We start from the raw sequence: 18,860 nt of genomic DNA, 5'->3' as shown, positions 1-18,860 counted from the left end.
AAGCCCCGATAAACCGAGGCTTGATTATTTGTAGGGGGATAGATTTAATTGAATATTATTTTTTTGCTAATCCAGAGTTGAATTTACGTTGGCTGTAACCCGTATACAGCTGACGAGGACGAGCAATTTTCAGACCGTCATCATGCATTTCATTCCAATGGGCTATCCAACCAATTGTACGTGCAATAGCAAAAATAACAGTAAACATTGAAGATGGAATTCCCATTGCCTTCAATATGATACCTGAATAGAAGTCAACGTTTGGATACAGTTTTTTCTCAATGAAGTACGGGTCATTCAGGGCAATACGTTCTAGCTCCATAGCGACTTCGAGTAAGCTATCGTTTAAGCCCAACTCATTAAGTACTTCGTGGCAAGTTTCACGCATCACAGTTGCACGTGGGTCATGGTTTTTATAAACACGGTGACCAAAGCCCATTAAGCGGAAAGAGTCATTTTTGTCTTTCGCACGTTCGATAAATGCAGGGATATGCTCAACGGTTTGAATTTCTTCCAACATGCGTAAACAGGCTTCGTTAGCCCCACCGTGAGCTGGCCCCCACAGAGACGCAATACCCGCAGCTATACAAGCAAATGGGTTTGCACCTGATGACCCAGCAGTACGTACGGTTGATGTTGAAGCGTTCTGTTCGTGGTCAGCATGCAGGATTAAAATCCGATCCATTGCACGTTCAAGAACTGGATTTACCACATATTCTTCACATGGTGTAGAGAACATCATATGCAAGAAGTTACCCGCGTACGACAGTTCATTACGTGGATAAACAAAAGGCTGGCCAATGGAGTATTTATAACACATTGCCGCAACAGTTGGCATTTTTGACAGCAGACGATAAGCTGTAATTTCACGGTGGCGCGGGTTGTTCACGTCCAATGCATCATGGTAGAACGCAGCCAGTGCACCTGTTACACCACATAACACTGCCATTGGGTGTGAGTCACGACGGAAGCCATTCAGCATGCGAGTGATTTGCTCGTGGATCATCGTGTGGCGAGTTACCGTATTTTTAAATGTGTCGTATTGCTCTTGAGTCGGTGCTTCGCCGTATAACAGGATATAACAAACTTCGAGGTAAGAAGCTTCGGTAGCGAGTTGATCGATCGGGAAACCACGATGCAGCAGAATGCCTTCATCACCATCGATATAGGTGATTTTTGATTCACAGGATGCAGTAGAAGTAAAACCAGGGTCATAGGTAAAGAACCCTTTTGAACCTAAAGTTCGGACATCGATAACGTCTTGACCAATGGTAGGGCTTAAAATATCGAGGTCAATATCACCCTTACTACCAGTCGTTAGCTTAGCTTTGTTATCAGCCATTTACGGTCTCCTTAGCGCTTGATAATCGACACCCAACAACCCAGAAGCTCAGCGTTATACTGTTTCTTCGTGCATTGTTCTACCGGTATGATTAGAAAATCAGCTAGCTATCACATAAAACCTGAAATCTGACGACCGACGACAATGTAATTAGGTTGTTTATGAGTGTGTAGATGTTATGTTCTTTTTGTTGTTTTACTTACAATATCATTATTTGTGGTAAGAGGAACAACTTTCATAACTTTTGTTAGTAATACCTGTCACAGTTCAAATTGGAAGGTACTTAACATTGCAACATTCATGTTTTTTATTTTTCAGTGAGGGAACGCCCACACCTTAAGATAATTCTGCTAGACCTATATGTAAGATAAATGTTGAATCATTGTCAAATAAGATAAGCACATTTATACAAAATGTTTAAATCGTGATCCTTCTCACTGTTCGGGCTAAATGTCCCCAAACATTTTGTGTGGGAATTGTAATGGCATTGTGAAGACTTTATACTAGCGGCAGGTCTCCGGATTACCCTGTAGTAGGAGTTCCCAGCGTGATCAGTATGCAACTTTATTTAAACATGATGGATTAGAGTTTGTGTTAAGTTGCATTTTGTACCCCCTGTCGCTGTCTGATTTCCACCCCAGGTCCGGAGGATGGAAAATAATAAAGAGCTGTGTGGGCAAAATTGTGAAAAAACAAAGACCTGTCAACCTTGATTTGCAGACGATTCATTTCCCGATCACTGCAATATCTTCGATCTTGCACCGTGTCTCTGGCGTCATTACTCTCATCGCAGTTGGTATTCTGCTTTGGTTGCTAGGGACATCTCTCTCCTCTCCAGAAGGTTTTCAATACGCGTCTGAAATAATGACTGGCTTTTTTGCTAAGTTCATTCTTTGGGGCATTCTAACGGCATTGGCTTACCACATTTGTGGTGGTATTCGTCATATGCTGATGGATTTTGGCTGTGTTGATGAAACCCTTGCTGCTGGTAACTCATCTGCAAAAATTACATTTGTTATCACCGTAATTCTGGCAATTCTGGCGGGGATCTTAGTATGGTAAGTAATGCTTCTGCTTTAGGCCGTACTGGTATCCAGGACTGGCTGTTAATCCGTGCTTCTGCGATTATTATCGTATTATACGTAATTTACATTGTTGGTTTTGTTGCTATCAATGATATTACTTATGAAGTATGGCGTGGTTTCTTCGCTTCTTCTGTGACGAAAGTATTTACTATCCTCACATTGTTCTCGATTCTTGTGCATGCGTGGATTGGCATGTGGCAAGTGCTAACTGACTATGTCAAGCCGCTAGCAATTCGTTTAGTGCTGCAACTGGCTATCGTTGTTGGTCTGTTGGCTTATTTAATTTACGGAACAATTGTTGTGTGGGGTGCATAAATGAATCTGCCAATCAGAGAGTTTGACGCTATCGTTATTGGTGCTGGTGGCGCAGGTATGCGTGCAGCACTTCAAATTTCACAGTTGGGCCTGTCTTGTGCTCTGCTGTCAAAAGTATTTCCAACCCGTTCTCATACAGTATCAGCGCAAGGTGGTATCACTGTTGCTTTAGGCAACACTCACCCTGATAACTGGGAATGGCATATGTATGATACCGTGAAAGGTTCCGACTATATCGGTGACCAAGATGCAATCGAATACATGTGTAAAACAGGGCCCGAGGCTATCCTAGAATTAGAGCATATGGGGTTACCTTTTTCTCGCTTAGACGATGGTAGTATTTATCAGCGCCCATTTGGTGGTCAGTCTAAGAATTTCGGTGGCGAGCAAGCGGCACGTACTGCGGCTGCGGCTGACCGGACTGGTCACGCACTGTTACATACTTTGTATCAGCAAAACTTAAAAAATCACACAACCATCTTTTCAGAGTGGTATGCCCTTGATTTAGTTAAAAATCAAGACGGCGATGTGGTGGGCTGTACTGCAATTTGTATGGAAACTGGCGAATTAGTTTACTTCAAAGCTAAAGCGACCATTTTAGCTACGGGTGGTGCAGGGCGTATTTATCAATCGACCACCAATGCGCATATCAATACCGGTGATGGTGTTGGGATGGCAGCTCGTGCTGGTGTTCCTTTACAAGATATGGAAATGTGGCAATTCCACCCGACGGGTATCGCTGGCGCAGGGGTTCTTGTGACAGAAGGTTGCCGTGGTGAAGGTGGTTATTTGCTGAATAAAGACGGTGAGCGCTTCATGGAACGTTATGCGCCAAATGCGAAAGATTTGGCAGGTCGTGATGTTGTTGCACGTTCAATCATGATTGAAATCCGTGAAGGCCGTGGTTGTGATGGTCCTTGGGGTCCGCATGCCAAACTGAAATTGGATCATTTAGGGAAAGAAGTTCTCGAGTCTCGTTTACCGGGTATCCTTGAATTATCCCGTACCTTTGCTCACGTTGACCCAATCAAAGAGCCAATCCCAGTTATTCCAACTTGTCACTATATGATGGGTGGTATTCCAACAAAAGTGACTGGCCAAGCGATTCGCTATAACGAAAAAGGCGAAGACGAAGTTATCCCAGGTCTGTTTGCTGTGGGTGAAATTGCGTGTGTATCTGTACACGGCGCTAACCGTTTAGGCGGTAACTCATTGCTCGACTTAGTCGTATTTGGTCGTTCTGCGGGTCTACACCTAAAAGAGTCCATCATGGAACAAGGTTCAATGCGTGATGCTTCTGAATCCGATATTGATGCGGCGATGACACGCTTTAACCGTTGGGAAGGGGCTCGTACTGGCGAAGATCCAACTGAGATCCGCAAGGCACTGCAAACCTGTATGCAGCATAACTTCTCGGTATTCCGTGAAGGTGATGCGATGGCGAAAGGTCTGGAAGAGCTAAAAGTGATCCGTGAACGCCTGCAAAATGCACGTCTTGATGATACCTCAACAGAGTTCAACACTCAGCGTATTGAGTGTTTAGAACTGGATAACCTGATGGAAACCGCTTATGCGACAGCACAAGCAGCGAACTTCCGTACAGAAAGTCGTGGGGCGCATAGCCGCTTTGACTATCCAGAGCGTGATGATGCGAATTGGTTATGTCACTCATTATATTTACCGCAATCTGAAACGATGACGCGTCGTGAAGTCAACATGCAGCCAAAATTGCGTGAAGCCTTCCCACCGAAAATTCGTACCTACTAATGCGTGGTGTTAATCCAGTTGCGGAGAAATAAACTATGAAACTACAATTTTCGATTTATCGTTATAATCCAGATGTGGACAACGCCCCACGCATGCAAGATTACACCCTCGAAGTGCCAGAAGGGCGTGACATGATGCTGTTGGATGCGTTGATCCAAATTAAAGAACAGGACCCAACACTGTCATTCCGTCGTTCTTGTCGTGAAGGTGTCTGTGGTTCTGATGGTGTCAATATGAACGGTAAAAACGGGCTGGCGTGTATCACACCATTGTCCGCTTTAATCCGTGGTGGGAAAAAAATTGTTATCCGTCCGTTACCAGGTTTGCCTGTTGTGCGCGACCTGATTATCGACATGACTCAGTTTTATACCCAATACGAAAAAATCCGCCCATATCTTATTAATGATAATAAGAACCCACCTGCTCGTGAGAATTTACAAACTCCTGCACAACGTGAAAAACTTGATGGTTTATACGAGTGTATCTTATGTGCTTGTTGTTCGACTTCTTGCCCATCTTTCTGGTGGAATCCAGATAAGTTTATTGGGCCTGCGGGCTTGCTGGCAGCATACCGCTTCCTGATCGATAGCCGCGATACTGAAACGGATTCAAGATTAGATGATCTGAACGACGCTTTTAGTGTTTTCCGCTGTCATAGCATCATGAATTGTGTCAATGTATGCCCTAAAGGGCTAAATCCAACAAAAGCTATCGGTCATATTAAATCTATGTTGCTAAAACATACTGCCTGATAGTGAATATTTAACCCGTAGTGCTTAAGTGCTACGGGTTAAAATGGGAATAGCACAAAATAAATACATAACTTAAAAATAGGGCGTAAAGTAAAGTAGGGTTTTTAATTTAAATAGCGCTTAAGGTCACAAAAGCGCGAAAACGAAATACCCACAACGAGCATCAGAAAGTAACATTGTCATATATAAAATGTAGCACTTAATAAAACGTTGTCATAACAAAAGCGCAAAAAAGTGAAAGCAAAGAAAGTAACAGTAAAAAGTAGAAAAAATAGCCAACTGCAAAAAAAGATGAAGACGACAGCCCAAGCATAGGGGCCTTTAAAAACCGTAGCCAGTTTTTAAAGGTTCCTTAAAAGGGAAACCCTTACTGATAAAGGGCCTCCCAAAGAGAGAACATGCATAAAGCACGTCCAAGAGAACCTTTATCGAGGCCGCTTAAATGCGGTAATTAGTTAACCACGGCGAAAACTAAAGCTTTTAAAGCTTAAGGGATCACAATGCAGAACGGCGTAATGAAGGACTGGCTGGATTCAAGCTTTCTGGCAGGCGCGAACCAGACATATATAGAACAGCTTTATGAAGATTATCTGACTGACCCTAACTCTGTAGATGCCGAGTGGAAAGCCATTTTTGAGCAACTTCCTGGTGCTACTTTAGGTACTAGTGGTGAACAATTCCACTCCCAAGCGCGCGATTACTTCCGCCGCTTAGCAAAAGACTCTACGCGTTATCACACTTCTGTTAGCGATCCAGCTATCGATGCAAAACAAGTCAAAGTTTTGCAGTTAATAAATGCATTCCGCTTCCGCGGGCACCAGAATGCGAATCTTGACCCGTTAGGGCTTTGGAAACGCGAATCTGTTCCAGATTTAGACCCAGCATTCCATAATCTGACGAAAGAAGATTTCGACGAAACCTTTAACGTGGGTTCATTTGCTATTGGCAAAGAAACCATGAAACTTAGTGAGCTATATGAGCACTTGAAACGCATTTATTGCGGTTCGATTGGTGCTGAATATATGCATATCACAAATACTGAAGAAAAACGTTGGATTCAACAACGTCTTGAGTCAGTTGATGTTGCAAAAGTTTTCTCTAAAGAAGAAAAATTACGTTTCTTAGCGGAACTCACCGCCGCTGAAGGCCTTGAGCGCTATATCGGGGCTAAATTCCCAGGAGCTAAACGTTTCTCATTGGAAGGCGGTGATGCCCTGATCCCAATGCTGAAAGATTTAATTCACCACGCAGGCAAACAGGATACTCGTGAAGTTGTTCTGGGGATGGCTCACCGTGGTCGTTTAAACGTTCTTGTGAATATTCTAGGTAAAAAACCTGGTGAATTATTCGATGAATTCGCGGGTAAACATAAAGACCATTCAAGTGCGGGTGACGTTAAATATCACCAAGGTTTCTCGTCTGACTTTGAAACCGCCGGTTCTCGTGTTCACTTAGCGTTAGCATTTAACCCATCTCACCTTGAAATTGTTAGCCCTGTGGTAATTGGTTCAGTGCGTGCTCGTCGTGATCGCTTGGACGAAGGTCGCAGCAACATGGTGTTACCAATCACTATTCATGGTGACTCCGCAGTTACCGGTCAGGGTGTTGTTCAAGAAACACTGAACATGTCTCAGGCTCGTGGTTATGAAGTTGGCGGTACTGTACGTATCGTTATTAACAACCAAATTGGTTTTACTACTTCAAATCCGAAAGATACCCGTTCAACTGAATACTGTACTGATATCGTGAAAATGGTGCAGGCGCCTATTTTCCACGTGAATGCTGATGATCCTGAAGCCGTTTCATTTGTGACTCGCTTAGCGCTAGATTTCCGTAATACATTTAAACGTGATGTGATGATCGATTTAGTGTGTTATCGCCGTCATGGTCATAACGAAGCGGATGAGCCAAGTGCAACTCAGCCTGTGATGTATCAAAAAATCAAACAGCATCCAACACCACGTAAAATTTATGCGGACCGTTTAATTGCAGAGAACGTGTTGAGTGCTAATGATGTGACTGAAATGGTCAATCTGTACCGTGATGCCTTAGATGCAGGTAATTGTGTGGTTGAAGAGTACCGTGAAATGGGACTCAATTCTTATACATGGGCTCCGTATTTGAACCATGAATGGGATGAATCATATAAATCGACCGTTGATATCAAACGTTTAACTGAATTGGCAACTAAAGTTAGCACTATTCCTGAAGGTGTTGTTGCTCAGTCTCGTGTTGAGAAAATTTATGCAGATCGCGCTGAAATGGCGAAAGGCGAAAAATTACTCGACTGGGGTGCGGCTGAAACTTTAGCTTATGCAACATTGGTTGATGAAGGTGTTCCTGTTCGTTTGTCAGGTGAAGATGCGGGTCGTGGTACATTCTTCCACCGCCATGCGGTTATTCATAACCAAACTAACGGTTCTGTCTATGTTCCATTACAAAATATTCATAACGGTCAAGGCGTATTCAACGTTTGGGACTCTGTCCTAACAGAAAACGCAGTATTGGCATTTGAATATGGTTATGCGACGACTGAACCACGTGCTCTGACGATTTGGGAAGCGCAATTTGGTGACTTCGCAAACTGTGCTCAGGTTGTTATCGACCAATTCATTAGCTCTGGTGAGCAAAAATGGGGTCGTATGTGTGGCCTTGTAATGTTACTGCCACATGGATATGAAGGTCAGGGGCCAGAACACTCATCTGCACGTTTAGAGCGTTATCTCCAATTGTGTGCTGATCAAAACATGCAAGTATGTGTTCCATCAACACCAGCTCAGGTTTACCACATGTTACGTCGTCAGGCCTTACGTGGCATGCGTCGTCCTCTGATTGTGATGTCACCGAAGTCTCTGCTCCGTCACCCATTAGCAGTATCTAGTATGGATGAACTGGCGAATGGCAAATTCGAACCAGTTATCGGTGAAATCGATGAAATCAATCCGAAAAATGTGAAACGCGTCGTTCTGTGTTCAGGGAAAGTCTATTACGATCTGTTAGAACAACGTCGTAAGAATGAACAAACTGACGTTGCTATCGTGCGTATTGAGCAGTTGTATCCGTTCCCACACGATGATATCCAAAAAGCGTTGGCGCAATTTACTGATGTTAAAGACTTTGTATGGTGTCAAGAAGAGCCATTAAACCAAGGTGCTTGGTATTGCAGTCAACATAATTTCCGTGAAGCTATCCCAGCAGGGGCTACTTTACGTTATGCAGGTCGAGCTGCTTCTTCATCACCAGCAGTTGGCTATACGTCCGTTCACCAGGAACAACAAAAAGCCCTGGTTAATGACGCTTTGAACATTGAATAATTAAAGGATAGAAAATGAGTAGCGTAGAAATTCTTGTTCCCGATCTTCCTGAGTCCGTTGCAGATGCCACGGTTGCCACATGGCATAAAAAACCAGGTGATAGTGTTCAGCGTGACGAAGTCCTGGTTGAGATCGAAACAGATAAAGTGGTGTTAGAAGTGCCTGCAAGTGAAGCAGGTGTGTTAGAAGCTATCGTTGAAGAAGAAGGCGCGACGGTATTATCTAAACAACTGTTAGGTCGTATTCGTTTAGGTGATAGCTCAGGTATTCCTGCTGAAGTTAAAGATGCACAGGAAGCAACGCCAGCACAACGCCAAACTGCAAGCCTAGAGACTGAAAGTAATGACGCTCTGAGCCCAGCTATTCGTCGCTTGATTGCAGAACATAGCCTGAACCCAGCTGACATTAAAGGGACGGGCGTTGGTGGTCGTTTGACTCGTGAAGATGTTGAAAAACATTTAGCAGCAAATAAATCAGCAGCTCCAGCAGCAACAGCACCTGCTGCACCACAAGCGCCGTTAGCACACCGTAGCGAGAAACGTGTACCAATGACACGTTTACGTAAACGTATCGCAGAGCGCCTGTTAGAAGCGAAAAACACCACTGCAATGTTGACAACATTTAATGAAGTTAACATGCAACCAATTAAAGACTTACGGAAACAATATGGCGAAGCATTCGAAAAACGCCACGGTGTACGTTTAGGCTTTATGTCCTTCTATGTTAAAGCTGCGGTAGAAGCACTGAAACGCTATCCAGAAGTTAACGCTTCTATTGATGGCAGCGATGTGGTTTACCACAACTATTTTGATATCAGCATTGCCGTCTCTACGCCTCGTGGTCTGGTAACTCCAGTTCTACGTGATGTTGATGCAATGAGCATGGCAGATATCGAGAAAAAAATTAAAGAACTGGCTGTTAAAGGTCGCGATGGTAAATTAACTGTTGAAGACTTAAGTGGTGGTAACTTCACTATCACTAACGGTGGCGTATTTGGTTCTCTGATGTCTACACCTATCATTAACCCACCACAGAGCGCAATTTTAGGCATGCATGCCATTAAAGACCGCCCTATGGCTGTAAATGGTAAGGTAGAGATTCTTCCGATGATGTATTTAGCGCTGTCTTATGACCACCGTTTAATCGATGGTAGTGAGTCAGTGGGCTTCTTAGTCGCTATCAAAGATATGCTGGAAGATCCAACTCGTTTACTGCTGGACGTATAGCAACATAACAGGGTAGGAACAACCTGCCCGGTCTGAAGTAACCGATGCAACCCGCTTGCGGGTTGCTAAATCAGTAACAATTGCAGGAGGCGAATAAACGCCTCTTCAGACTCAATTATGGATAGAACATCATGAATTTACACGAGTACCAGGCAAAACAGTTGTTTGCACGTTATGGGATGCCTGCACCAACAGGTTATGCCTGTTCATCAGTCGCTGAAACCGTAGACGCTGCTAAAAAAATTGGCAATGGCCCATGGGTAATTAAATGCCAAGTACATGCAGGCGGACGTGGTAAAGCAGGTGGCGTTAAAGTCACTAGCGATATTAACGAAGTTAAAGCATTTGCAGAAAACTGGTTAGGTAAAAACTTAGTGACTTATCAAACAGACGCTAACGGCCAACCAGTAAACCAGATTCTTGTTGAAACAGCGACTGACATTGATAAAGAGTTGTATTTAGGTGCGGTTGTTGACCGTAGCACTCGTCGTGTTGTTTTCATGGCATCGACTGAAGGTGGTGTGGAAATTGAAAAAGTTGCTGAAGAAACGCCTGAATTAATTCATAAAGCAATTATCGACCCACTGACTGGCCCAATGCCTTTCCAAGGCCGTGAATTGGCATTTAAATTAGGCTTAACAGGTAAACAAGTTAGCCAATTTGCTAAAATTTTTATGGGTCTAGCAACTTTATTCCTTGAGCGTGACTTAGCTTTAGCAGAAATTAACCCTCTGGTTATCAGTACTGCGGGTGATTTAGTTTGCTTAGATGGCAAATTAGGCATCGACAGTAATGCGCTATATCGTCAGCCAGAAATCCGTGAACTACGTGATGAATCTCAAGAAGATGCGCGTGAAGCTCAAGCAGCGCAGTGGGAACTCAACTATGTTGCATTAGATGGTAACATTGGTTGTATGGTTAACGGTGCAGGCTTAGCAATGGGAACTATGGACATTGTTAAACTTCACGGTGGCGCACCTGCAAACTTCTTAGATGTTGGTGGCGGCGCAACTAAAGAGCGTGTAACTGAAGCATTTAAAATCATTCTTTCTGATGAAAACGTGAAAGCCGTTTTTGTTAACATCTTTGGTGGTATCGTTCGTTGCGACCTGATTGCAGACGGCATCATTGGTGCAGTTGAAGAAGTTGGCGTAAATGTACCAGTAGTTGTGCGTTTAGAAGGTAACAATGCTGAATTAGGTGCTAAGAAACTGGCAGACAGCGGCTTGAACATTATCGCTGCTAACAGCTTGACTGACGCAGCTAAAAAAGCAGTAGCAGCAGCGGAGGCTAAATAATGTCTATTTTAATCGATAAAAACACCAAAGTGATTTGCCAAGGTTTTACTGGTGGTCAAGGTACATTCCATTCAGAACAAGCGATTGCTTATGGTACAAAAATGGTCGGTGGTGTTACACCAGGCAAAGGTGGTACAACACACTTAGGTCTGCCGGTGTTCAATACAGTTCGCGAAGCGGTTGAAGCGACAGGTGCAACTGCGTCTGTTATCTATGTGCCAGCGCCATTTTGTAAAGACTCTATCTTAGAAGCTATCGATGCAGGCATTAAACTGATTATCACCATCACTGAAGGTATTCCAACTCTGGACATGCTGACTGTGAAAGTGAAGCTGGATGAAGCTGGCGTTCGCATGATCGGCCCTAACTGCCCAGGCGTTATCACTCCAGGTGAATGTAAGATTGGTATCCAACCTGGTCACATTCATATGCCAGGTAAAGTCGGTATCGTTTCACGTTCAGGTACGCTGACTTATGAAGCGGTAAAACAAACTACTGATGCAGGTTTAGGCCAATCAACTTGTGTTGGTATCGGTGGTGACCCAATCCCAGGTTCAAACTTTATTGATATCCTGAAAATGTTCCAAGCTGACCCACAAACTGAAGCGATTGTCATGATCGGTGAAATTGGTGGTAACGCGGAAGAAGAAGCTGCGGCTTATATTAAAGAGCATGTAACTAAACCAGTAGTTGGTTATATCGCTGGTGTAACGGCACCGAAAGGTAAACGTATGGGCCATGCTGGCGCAATCATTGCTGGCGGTAAAGGTACTGCGGATGAGAAATTTGCTGCATTAGAAGCTGCGGGCGTGAAAACCGTTCGTAGCCTTGCAGACATCGGCGATGCCGTGAAATCATTACTGAATAAGTAAATGATCCGCTAGGTAACTAGCAGCCGTAAGAGACGAAAGCCCGTGCTTATTTGAGTACGGGTTTTTTTATGGCTTTAAAAGCCGTTAGTGTAATTTCTGGAGAGAGGATAAGGATTTCTGGCAAAGAGTGTCTATACTTAAAAATATTAAAAGATACGAGTACAGGTACGGCTATCTGTGAAAATGCTCCATAGCTTTGGTGGGCTACAAAGCCCATTTTAAGCAAAAAACGAGAAAGTTGTGTCAGGTCAATTTTATAATTATTGGGAAAAGTTAATTAACCGAATATATGATTTTAGTTGAGATAAGTTCGTATATTAATAAAATTCATAATAGCTTTGAAATAAGATACTATTAGAAATTAAATATTCTTTTTTAGACTTCTTAATAAAAAGATTATATTTTTTTGTTAATCTTTAGAAAAAATAAGAACATTTATATCAATACCAATAACAGTACATTAACAAGTGAATAACTATTAATTGACTGGTATGCAAATCAATTAACAATAGGAAAAAAATTGACGTAAATCAATTTATTACCTCTAGCTTTATTTGTCGAAATTGCTTAAATTGGTGCACGATCAAATACTCTATTTTCTATTAAAGGGTATAATTATTGATGTAAATTCAGAATTCAAATCTGAGTCACGTAAAAGAAGTTTATTGTATGTGAAGATAGGCGTACTATTATTATAGTATTGTTCTTTCTTTTGGTTTTGTTAATTATTTGTTGTTTTGAGGCATTTTTTGCTGGTAGTTAAGAGGCTTTCTTCGAAATTTAATCTGGAAGCTGGGTTGCCGCAAGTCGGTGTCTTCCTGCTAGGAGCAAGGAGTCAAGATGTTTGATATTGTCGAACTGTCACGATTACAGTTTGCCTTAACTGCAATGTATCACTTCCTGTTCGTGCCATTAACGCTCGGTATGGCGTTTTTGCTTGCGATCATGGAAACGGTATATGTGCTGTCTGGCAAGCAAATTTATAAAGATATGACTAAGTTCTGGGGTAAGTTATTTGGTATTAACTTCGCCCTAGGTGTTGCAACGGGTCTGACCATGGAATTCCAATTCGGGACTAACTGGTCTTACTATGCTCATTACGTTGGAGATATCTTCGGTGCGCCTCTGGCAATCGAAGGTTTGATGGCGTTCTTCTTAGAATCTACTTTTGTTGGTTTATTCTTCTTTGGTTGGGATCGTTTAAGCAAAACTCAACACCTTGCTGTAACATGGTTAGTTGCTTTAGGTTCTAACTTCTCTGCTTTGTGGATTTTAGTGGCGAATGGTTGGATGCAAAACCCGATCGCAGCTGACTTCAACTTTGAAACAATGCGTATGGAAATGGTTAGCTTCTCTGAGCTAGTCTTAAACCCAGTTGCGCAAGTTAAGTTTGTCCACACAGTGGCTGCAGGTTATTGTACTGGTGCAATGTTTATCTTAGGTATCAGCTCTTACTACCTACTTAAAGGTCGTGATGTTGCTTTTGCTAAGCGTTCTTTTGCAATTGCTGCTAGTTTTGGTATTGCTGCGGTTCTATCTGTTATCGTTCTTGGTGATGAATCAGGTTACGAAATGGGTGACGTTCAGAAAACTAAACTCGCTGCGGTTGAAGCTGAGTGGGAAACCCATGCGCCTCCTGCTGCATTTAACTTAATCGCTTGGCCAGATACTGAGAAGCAAGAAAACAAGTTTGCTATCTCAATTCCTTGGGCGATGGGTATCATTGCAACTCGTTCTGTTGATACGCCAGTATTAGGTCTGAAAGATCTAATGAAACAACACGAAGTTCGTATCCGTAACGGTATGGTTGCATATGGTCAATTACAAGAACTGTTAGCTGGAAATAAAGATCCTGAATTGCGTGCTGCATTTGAAGCTAGCAAAAAAGATCTCGGTTATGGTCTTCTGTTAAAACAATACGCACCAAATGTTGTTGATGCGACAGAAGCGCAAATTCAAAAAGCAGTAAAAGACAGTATTCCTAACGTAGGGCCTCTGTTCTGGGCATTCCGTATCATGGTTGGTGTTGGCTTCCTGTTGTTATTAATTATTGGCTGGGCATTCCTGTCAGTAGTCCGTAACAAAATTGGTCAAAGCAAACTGCTGTTACGTATTGCACTGTTTGGTATTCCACTACCATGGATTGCAATTGAATCAGGTTGGTTCGTTGCAGAGTATGGTCGTCAGCCTTGGGCAATTGGTGAAGTATTACCGGTGTCGGTTGCTCATTCTAATTTAACGACCCATGACCTGATCTTCTCTATGGTATTGATCTGTGGTCTGTACACACTGTTCTTAATTGCTGAAATGTTCTTAATGTTCAAATTCGCTCGTAAAGGGCCTAGTAGCCTGAAAACTGGTCGCTACCACTTTGAACAGAAAAACACTTCTGCACACGACGTTCAGTAAATAGGAGCCACTTATGTTTGATTATGAAGTTCTTCGGTTTGTGTGGTGGATCCTTATCGGTGTATTACTGATTGGGTTTGCTGTCACGGATGGCTTTGACATGGGCGTTGGCTTCTTATTACCTATTTTAGGTAAAACAGATACCGAACGCCGTATCATGATTAATGCCGTTGCACCGCACTGGGATGGTAACCAAGTTTGGTTAATCACTGCGGGTGGTGCGATGTTTGCTGCATGGCCACAAGTCTATGCGGCATCATTCTCCGGTTTCTATATCGCGATGATTTTAGTGTTAGCTGCTTTGTTCTTCCGTCCGGTGGGTTTCGACTACCGTTCAAAACTGGAGAACCCAAAATGGCGTAACATGTGGGACTGGGGTCTGTTCATCGGTGGTTTCGTTCCACCATTAGTTATCGGTGTTGCATTTGGTAACCTATTATTAGGTGTCCCACTGCAAATTGATAACCAACAGTACTTAACCTATACAGGTAACCTGTTTGGTCTGCTGAACCCATATGGTCTGTTAGCGGGTGTGGTTGGTTTAATGATGATTGTTACCCAAGGTGCAACTTATCTGCAAATGCGTACCACTGGCGAGCTGTACCTACGTGTACGTAAAGCAACCTATATCTGTGCATTAGTCACACTGTTAGCGTTTGCGGGTGCTGGTGTTTGGTTAGTAATGGGTATCGATGGCTATGTTATCACTTCAGCGATTGATCACCATGCGGTATCAAACCCACTGAATAAAACCGTAGAGGTTGTTTCAGGGGCTTGGTTGACTAACTTCAATACTTACCCAATCCTGTGGGCTCTGCCTGCACTGGGTTTAGCGCTGCCACTACTGACTATGCTGTTCAGTAAAGCAGACAAAAATGGTTGGGCGTTTGTGAGCTCTTCATTAACTATCGCTTGTATCATTTTAACTTGTGGTGTAGCAATGTTCCCATTCATCATGCCTTCAAGCATTATGCCAAATGCAAGCTTGACCATGTGGGATGCAACATCTAGCTTGTTCACACTGCAAGTCATGACAGTTGTCGCGGCTATCTTTGTTCCAATCGTACTGGCATACACCGCATGGTGTTACTACAAAATGTTTGGTCGTCTGGACAAAAACTTCATCGAAGGCAACAAGCATTCACTGTATTAAGGAGCATAACTATGTGGTATTTCGCCTGGATTCTCGGCACGCTGTTAGCTTGTAGTTTTGCAGTGATTGCAGCACTAGCATTAGAGCACTCTGAAGACTCTAAAGCAGCTAAAGATGGTGAGTAAATAAAATGCTGGTGGATAAAACCTATCAGCTATTGGATAAGGGGCCGTTAAGGGCCCTTATCCTTATTTTAGCTTTAGTTACAGCTGGTGCAGTGATGTGGGACCCATCTCTATTTGCTGCAAAAACCAGTTCATTCCAAATTTGGCAAGGGCTGTTATTAATTTGGGCAACTTGCAGTGCGATGATTTTTGGTGTTGGTTTCAAACCCCAAAAAGTCATTTGGCGTGCGATTTTCCATCCATTACCGGCTGCCATCATTCTTATTTGGGGACTTTTACAAGTCTTTAGATAATTCTAATTGCTAATTGTGGGTCAATGGACCCATAATTATTTTTGATATCTTTACTTTCAAAGTGATTCCAAACTGGCACTGTCTTGCGTATAGTGGCACCGTTAGTTAATTTAACCTAAGACGGAGTGGTTGTTATGTTATTTCGCTGGCCAGTTCGCGTGTACTATGAAGATACAGACGCGGGCGGTGTAGTTTATCATGCGCGTTATTTAGCATTTTTTGAGCGAGCAAGAACCGAAATGTTGCGAAATAAAGGAATCAACCAACAAAGTATGCTTGCTGATAACCTTGGTTTTGTTGTGCGTAGCATGACAATTGATTTTGTAAAAGGGGCAAAGCTAGATGATCTGTTGGAGGTTGAGACGCAAATTGTTGAAATGAAACGTGCCTCATTAACTTTTCATCAAAGGTTAGTTGATTCACAAGGTAACCTGCTTTGTGGGGCTAATGCCCTAATTGCTTGTGTGGACACATCAAAAATGAAGCCGATTGCGCTTCCTAAGTCTATTGTCGCGGAGTTTAAACAGTGACTGACATGAATATCCTGGATTTATTCCTTAAAGCGAGCCTTTTGGTTCAGCTCATTATGTTCGTTTTGATCGGTTTTTCTATTGCATCATGGGCCATTATTATTCAAAGAACGAAAATTTTAAATGCTGCAACCCGTGAGGCGGAGGCATTTGAGGATAAGTTTTGGTCAGGTATTGAGCTTTCGCGCTTATATAAAGAAAGCCAAGCTCGCCGTGATGAATTGAGCGGAGCTGAACAAATTTTCCACTCCGGTTTTAAAGAGTTCGTTCGTTTACATCAGGCAAATATTCACGCACCAGATGCGGTGGTTACTGGTGCATCACGCGCGATGCGTATATCAATGAATCGTGAATTAGAGTCAGTAGAAGCACATATCCCATTTTTAGGTACTGTTGGTTCGATTAGCCCATATATTGGTTTATTCGGGACAGTATGGGGAATTATGCATGCGTTTATTGCTTTGGGTGCGGTAAAACAAGCAACATTACAGATGGTTGCTCCGGGGATCGCCGAAGCACTTATCGCAACCGCGATAGGTTTGTTTGCAGCGATTCCTGCGGTTATGGCTTTCAACCGCTTGAACTTACGAGTCAATAAGTTAGAGCAAACTTACGATAACTTTATGGAAGAGTTTTTAGCCATCTTGCATCGTCAAGCATTCTCTGCTGATAAGAAATAAGTTGAGGAGATAAGCGAATGGCGCGCACTAGTCGCAGACGTGAGCTGAAATCCGAAATCAACATCGTTCCACTGCTGGACGTTTTGTTGGTGCTGTTACTGATATTTATGGCAACGGCACCCATTATTTCCCAGAGTGTGGAAGTTGAATTACCGGATGCAACAGATACACAAACCGTATCATCAAGTGACAACCCACCTATAATTTTAGAGGTGTCGGGTGTTGGGCAGTATAATATGCGGCTCGATGGTGAGGTATTAGAATTGCTTCCACCAGAACAGATTGCTGCTGAAGCGAAATCACAATTAGAGAAAAACCCAAAAGCGATTTTCTTAATTGGTGGTGCAAAAGAGGTGCCTTATGAAGAAGTTATTAAGGCTCTGAATATTTTGCACAGTGCAGGGATAAAATCTGTCGGCTTGATGACTCAGCCTATCTAGGCTGGGTTGTTGTGGTTTGAATAAGTCACAATTCTTTTTTTGGATACCAGAGTGGGAAAGTCAAAAGAGAAAAAAGATAACCTAAACCGTTCATTAGTGATGTCTGTTGTATTGCACATCATATTGATTGGCTTGATTGTTATAGGCTCTTTAGTTTCCGTCGTCAAACTTGGTGGTGGCGGGGAAGAAGGGACTGTCATCGATGCGGTGATGGTCGACCCTGGCGTGGTTGTTGAGCAATATGAACAAATGCAAAAACAACAAAACATGGTCAGACAAGCAGCTAAAGAGCGTAAAGAGCAAGAACAAAAACAAGAGGCTGAGCTAAGAGAGCAGCAAGAAAAGGAACAAAAACGTCTGCAACAGCTTGAACAAGAGCGTATCAAAACTGAACGAGATACCGCTAAGCAACAAAAACAAGCTGAAGAGCAACAGAAAAAAGCATTAGAAGCCGCTAAAAAAGCCAAGGAAGAGCAAAAAATAGCGGAAGAAGCTGCCGCGAAAGCGAAAGCTGAAAAGGAAAAATTAGTTAAAGAGCAGGCAGCTGAAAAGGCGAAAGCTGAAGCTCAAGCTAAAAAAGAAGCCGAAGCAGCTAAAGCTAAAGCAGAGAAAGAAGCTCAAGAAAAAGCAGAAAAAGAAGCCAAAGAAAAGGCTGATAAAGAAGCTAAAATAAAAGCAGACAAGGAAGCTAAGGCTAAAGCGGATAAAGAAGCGAAAGAGAAAGCAGATAAAGAAGCGAAAGCTAAAGCAGCGAAAGCGAAAGCAGAGGCGGCAAAAAATGCGGCTTCTGTAGATGATTTACTCGGCGATTTAACTGCTTCTGGGCCAAGTAAACAGGGCGGCCAAGCTTCTGCTGGAACTGGTGGCGGTAAAAAATCAGGGGCCTCAAACGCAGATGTTGATAACTATGCAGGTAAGGTAAAAGCGGCAATCCAAAGTAAGTTCTATGATTCAGATACTTATCGTGGGCGGACTTGCGAATTGCAATTGGTGCTCGCACGGGATGGCGCTTTGATGGGGATTAAACCTAAAAATAACCCGACGAACGACGCTGCGTTATGTGATGCGGCAATTCGAGCTGCGAAGTTAGCTTCGATGCCAAGACCCGATTCAGATAAAATTTTTGAAAGGGTTAAGAGGGAAGGTATCGTCGTCGATTTTAAACCTTGATTTAAGTAAGTCAGAGCTATCTGTATTGAAAAATCTATCGCATTAGAATAAATAGTTTGTGTGGTATCTAGTTTTGTTATTATACCTTT

The 18,860-nt window shown here is 42.9% G+C and carries 17 protein-coding genes; 16 read left to right on the top strand and 1 reads right to left on the bottom strand.

What is annotated here, in order from left to right; all coding sequences use genetic code 11:
- Window positions 1–55 precede the first annotated feature (55 nt).
- On the bottom strand, window positions 56–1,342 hold the full coding sequence (locus M1F14_RS18610; protein WP_042848298.1) for a citrate synthase: 1,287 nt from the start codon (window positions 1,340–1,342) through the stop codon (window positions 56–58).
- Between the two features lie 672 nt (window positions 1,343–2,014).
- Between M1F14_RS18610 and sdhC the strand changes: the two genes are divergently transcribed.
- From sdhC to tolA, 16 genes are all read left to right on the top strand, one after another.
- On the top strand, window positions 2,015–2,404 hold the full coding sequence (gene sdhC, locus M1F14_RS18605) for a succinate dehydrogenase cytochrome b556 subunit (RefSeq protein ID WP_004909059.1): 390 nt from the start codon (window positions 2,015–2,017) through the stop codon (window positions 2,402–2,404).
- A complete protein-coding gene (gene sdhD / locus M1F14_RS18600; RefSeq protein WP_042848297.1) occupies window positions 2,398–2,742 on the top strand; it encodes a succinate dehydrogenase membrane anchor subunit in 345 nt (114 codons plus the stop codon). The genes sdhC and sdhD overlap by 7 nt, the downstream gene beginning before the upstream one ends.
- Window positions 2,743–4,509 carry a succinate dehydrogenase flavoprotein subunit gene (gene sdhA / locus M1F14_RS18595; RefSeq protein WP_042848296.1) on the top strand — a complete coding sequence of 589 codons (1,767 nt, stop codon included), beginning with the start codon at window positions 2,743–2,745 and terminating at the stop codon, window positions 4,507–4,509.
- A 35-nt stretch (window positions 4,510–4,544) separates the two neighbouring features.
- Complete coding sequence (locus tag M1F14_RS18590; RefSeq protein WP_042848294.1) at window positions 4,545–5,261, top strand: succinate dehydrogenase iron-sulfur subunit; 717 nt, start codon at window positions 4,545–4,547, stop codon at window positions 5,259–5,261.
- Between the two features lie 500 nt (window positions 5,262–5,761).
- Entirely contained in the window at window positions 5,762–8,575 is a 2,814-nt protein-coding gene (sucA, locus tag M1F14_RS18585) for a 2-oxoglutarate dehydrogenase E1 component (RefSeq protein ID WP_042848293.1), read from the top strand.
- Between the two features lie 14 nt (window positions 8,576–8,589).
- The gene (odhB, locus tag M1F14_RS18580) at window positions 8,590–9,801 is read left to right on the top strand and encodes a 2-oxoglutarate dehydrogenase complex dihydrolipoyllysine-residue succinyltransferase (RefSeq protein ID WP_042848291.1); all 1,212 of its coding nucleotides are present in this window, start codon (window positions 8,590–8,592) and stop codon (window positions 9,799–9,801) included.
- 131 nt (window positions 9,802–9,932) lie between these two features.
- Complete coding sequence (sucC, locus tag M1F14_RS18575; RefSeq protein ID WP_042848289.1) at window positions 9,933–11,099, top strand: ADP-forming succinate--CoA ligase subunit beta; 1,167 nt, start codon at window positions 9,933–9,935, stop codon at window positions 11,097–11,099.
- On the top strand, window positions 11,099–11,971 hold the full coding sequence (sucD, locus tag M1F14_RS18570; RefSeq protein WP_042848287.1) for a succinate--CoA ligase subunit alpha: 873 nt from the start codon (window positions 11,099–11,101) through the stop codon (window positions 11,969–11,971). The genes sucC and sucD overlap by 1 nt, the downstream gene beginning before the upstream one ends.
- Window positions 11,972–12,811: 840 nt before the next feature.
- Window positions 12,812–14,380: a cytochrome ubiquinol oxidase subunit I gene (cydA, locus tag M1F14_RS18565; RefSeq protein ID WP_042848286.1), complete on the top strand. Its 1,569-nt coding sequence runs from the start codon at window positions 12,812–12,814 to the stop codon at window positions 14,378–14,380.
- A gap of 13 nt (window positions 14,381–14,393) precedes the next feature.
- Window positions 14,394–15,533 (top strand): cytochrome d ubiquinol oxidase subunit II, encoded by a 1,140-nt coding sequence (gene cydB / locus M1F14_RS18560; protein WP_042848285.1) that lies wholly within the window; start codon window positions 14,394–14,396, stop codon window positions 15,531–15,533.
- Window positions 15,534–15,544: 11 nt separating this feature from the next.
- On the top strand, window positions 15,545–15,658 hold the full coding sequence (cydX, locus tag M1F14_RS18555; protein WP_004909083.1) for a cytochrome bd-I oxidase subunit CydX: 114 nt from the start codon (window positions 15,545–15,547) through the stop codon (window positions 15,656–15,658).
- Between the two features lie 5 nt (window positions 15,659–15,663).
- The gene (ybgE, locus tag M1F14_RS18550; protein WP_042848283.1) at window positions 15,664–15,951 is read left to right on the top strand and encodes a cyd operon protein YbgE; all 288 of its coding nucleotides are present in this window, start codon (window positions 15,664–15,666) and stop codon (window positions 15,949–15,951) included.
- 134 nt (window positions 15,952–16,085) lie between these two features.
- Window positions 16,086–16,481 (top strand): tol-pal system-associated acyl-CoA thioesterase, encoded by a 396-nt coding sequence (ybgC, locus tag M1F14_RS18545; RefSeq protein WP_042848281.1) that lies wholly within the window; start codon window positions 16,086–16,088, stop codon window positions 16,479–16,481.
- Window positions 16,478–17,161, top strand: a complete 684-nt coding sequence (gene tolQ, locus M1F14_RS18540; protein ID WP_042848280.1) for a Tol-Pal system protein TolQ — start codon at window positions 16,478–16,480, stop codon at window positions 17,159–17,161. Before ybgC ends, tolQ begins: the two co-directional genes overlap by 4 nt.
- A gap of 17 nt (window positions 17,162–17,178) precedes the next feature.
- Window positions 17,179–17,601: a colicin uptake protein TolR gene (gene tolR, locus M1F14_RS18535; RefSeq protein WP_004256786.1), complete on the top strand. Its 423-nt coding sequence runs from the start codon at window positions 17,179–17,181 to the stop codon at window positions 17,599–17,601.
- A gap of 51 nt (window positions 17,602–17,652) precedes the next feature.
- Entirely contained in the window at window positions 17,653–18,771 is a 1,119-nt protein-coding gene (tolA, locus tag M1F14_RS18530; RefSeq protein ID WP_042848278.1) for a cell envelope integrity protein TolA, read from the top strand.
- Window positions 18,772–18,860 lie beyond the last annotated feature (89 nt).

Origin of the sequence: Providencia sp. PROV003 (genome assembly GCF_045040775.1) — a bacterium.
GTDB lineage: Bacteria > Pseudomonadota > Gammaproteobacteria > Enterobacterales > Enterobacteriaceae > Providencia > Providencia huashanensis.
The sequence above is the reverse complement of the archived record's forward strand: the minus strand, read 5'-3'. Positions and strand labels throughout refer to the sequence as shown.

What these genes read in the sequence shown, in the direction of transcription:
- sucC (WP_042848289.1), top strand. Translation starts at nt 9,933, where the DNA reads ATGAATTTACACGAGTACCAGGCAAAACAGTTGTTTGCACGTTATGGG.
- ybgE (WP_042848283.1), top strand. Translation starts at nt 15,664, where the DNA reads ATGCTGGTGGATAAAACCTATCAGCTATTGGATAAGGGGCCGTTAAGG.
- sucA (WP_042848293.1), top strand. Translation starts at nt 5,762, where the DNA reads ATGCAGAACGGCGTAATGAAGGACTGGCTGGATTCAAGCTTTCTGGCA.
- cydB (WP_042848285.1), top strand. Translation starts at nt 14,394, where the DNA reads ATGTTTGATTATGAAGTTCTTCGGTTTGTGTGGTGGATCCTTATCGGT.
- M1F14_RS18590 (WP_042848294.1), top strand. Translation starts at nt 4,545, where the DNA reads ATGAAACTACAATTTTCGATTTATCGTTATAATCCAGATGTGGACAAC.
- cydX (WP_004909083.1), top strand. Translation starts at nt 15,545, where the DNA reads ATGTGGTATTTCGCCTGGATTCTCGGCACGCTGTTAGCTTGTAGTTTT.
- M1F14_RS18610 (WP_042848298.1), bottom strand. Translation starts at nt 1,342, where the DNA reads ATGGCTGATAACAAAGCTAAGCTAACGACTGGTAGTAAGGGTGATATT.
- odhB (WP_042848291.1), top strand. Translation starts at nt 8,590, where the DNA reads ATGAGTAGCGTAGAAATTCTTGTTCCCGATCTTCCTGAGTCCGTTGCA.
- sdhA (WP_042848296.1), top strand. Translation starts at nt 2,743, where the DNA reads ATGAATCTGCCAATCAGAGAGTTTGACGCTATCGTTATTGGTGCTGGT.
- tolR (WP_004256786.1), top strand. Translation starts at nt 17,179, where the DNA reads ATGGCGCGCACTAGTCGCAGACGTGAGCTGAAATCCGAAATCAACATC.
- sucD (WP_042848287.1), top strand. Translation starts at nt 11,099, where the DNA reads ATGTCTATTTTAATCGATAAAAACACCAAAGTGATTTGCCAAGGTTTT.
- ybgC (WP_042848281.1), top strand. Translation starts at nt 16,086, where the DNA reads ATGTTATTTCGCTGGCCAGTTCGCGTGTACTATGAAGATACAGACGCG.
- cydA (WP_042848286.1), top strand. Translation starts at nt 12,812, where the DNA reads ATGTTTGATATTGTCGAACTGTCACGATTACAGTTTGCCTTAACTGCA.
- sdhD (WP_042848297.1), top strand. Translation starts at nt 2,398, where the DNA reads ATGGTAAGTAATGCTTCTGCTTTAGGCCGTACTGGTATCCAGGACTGG.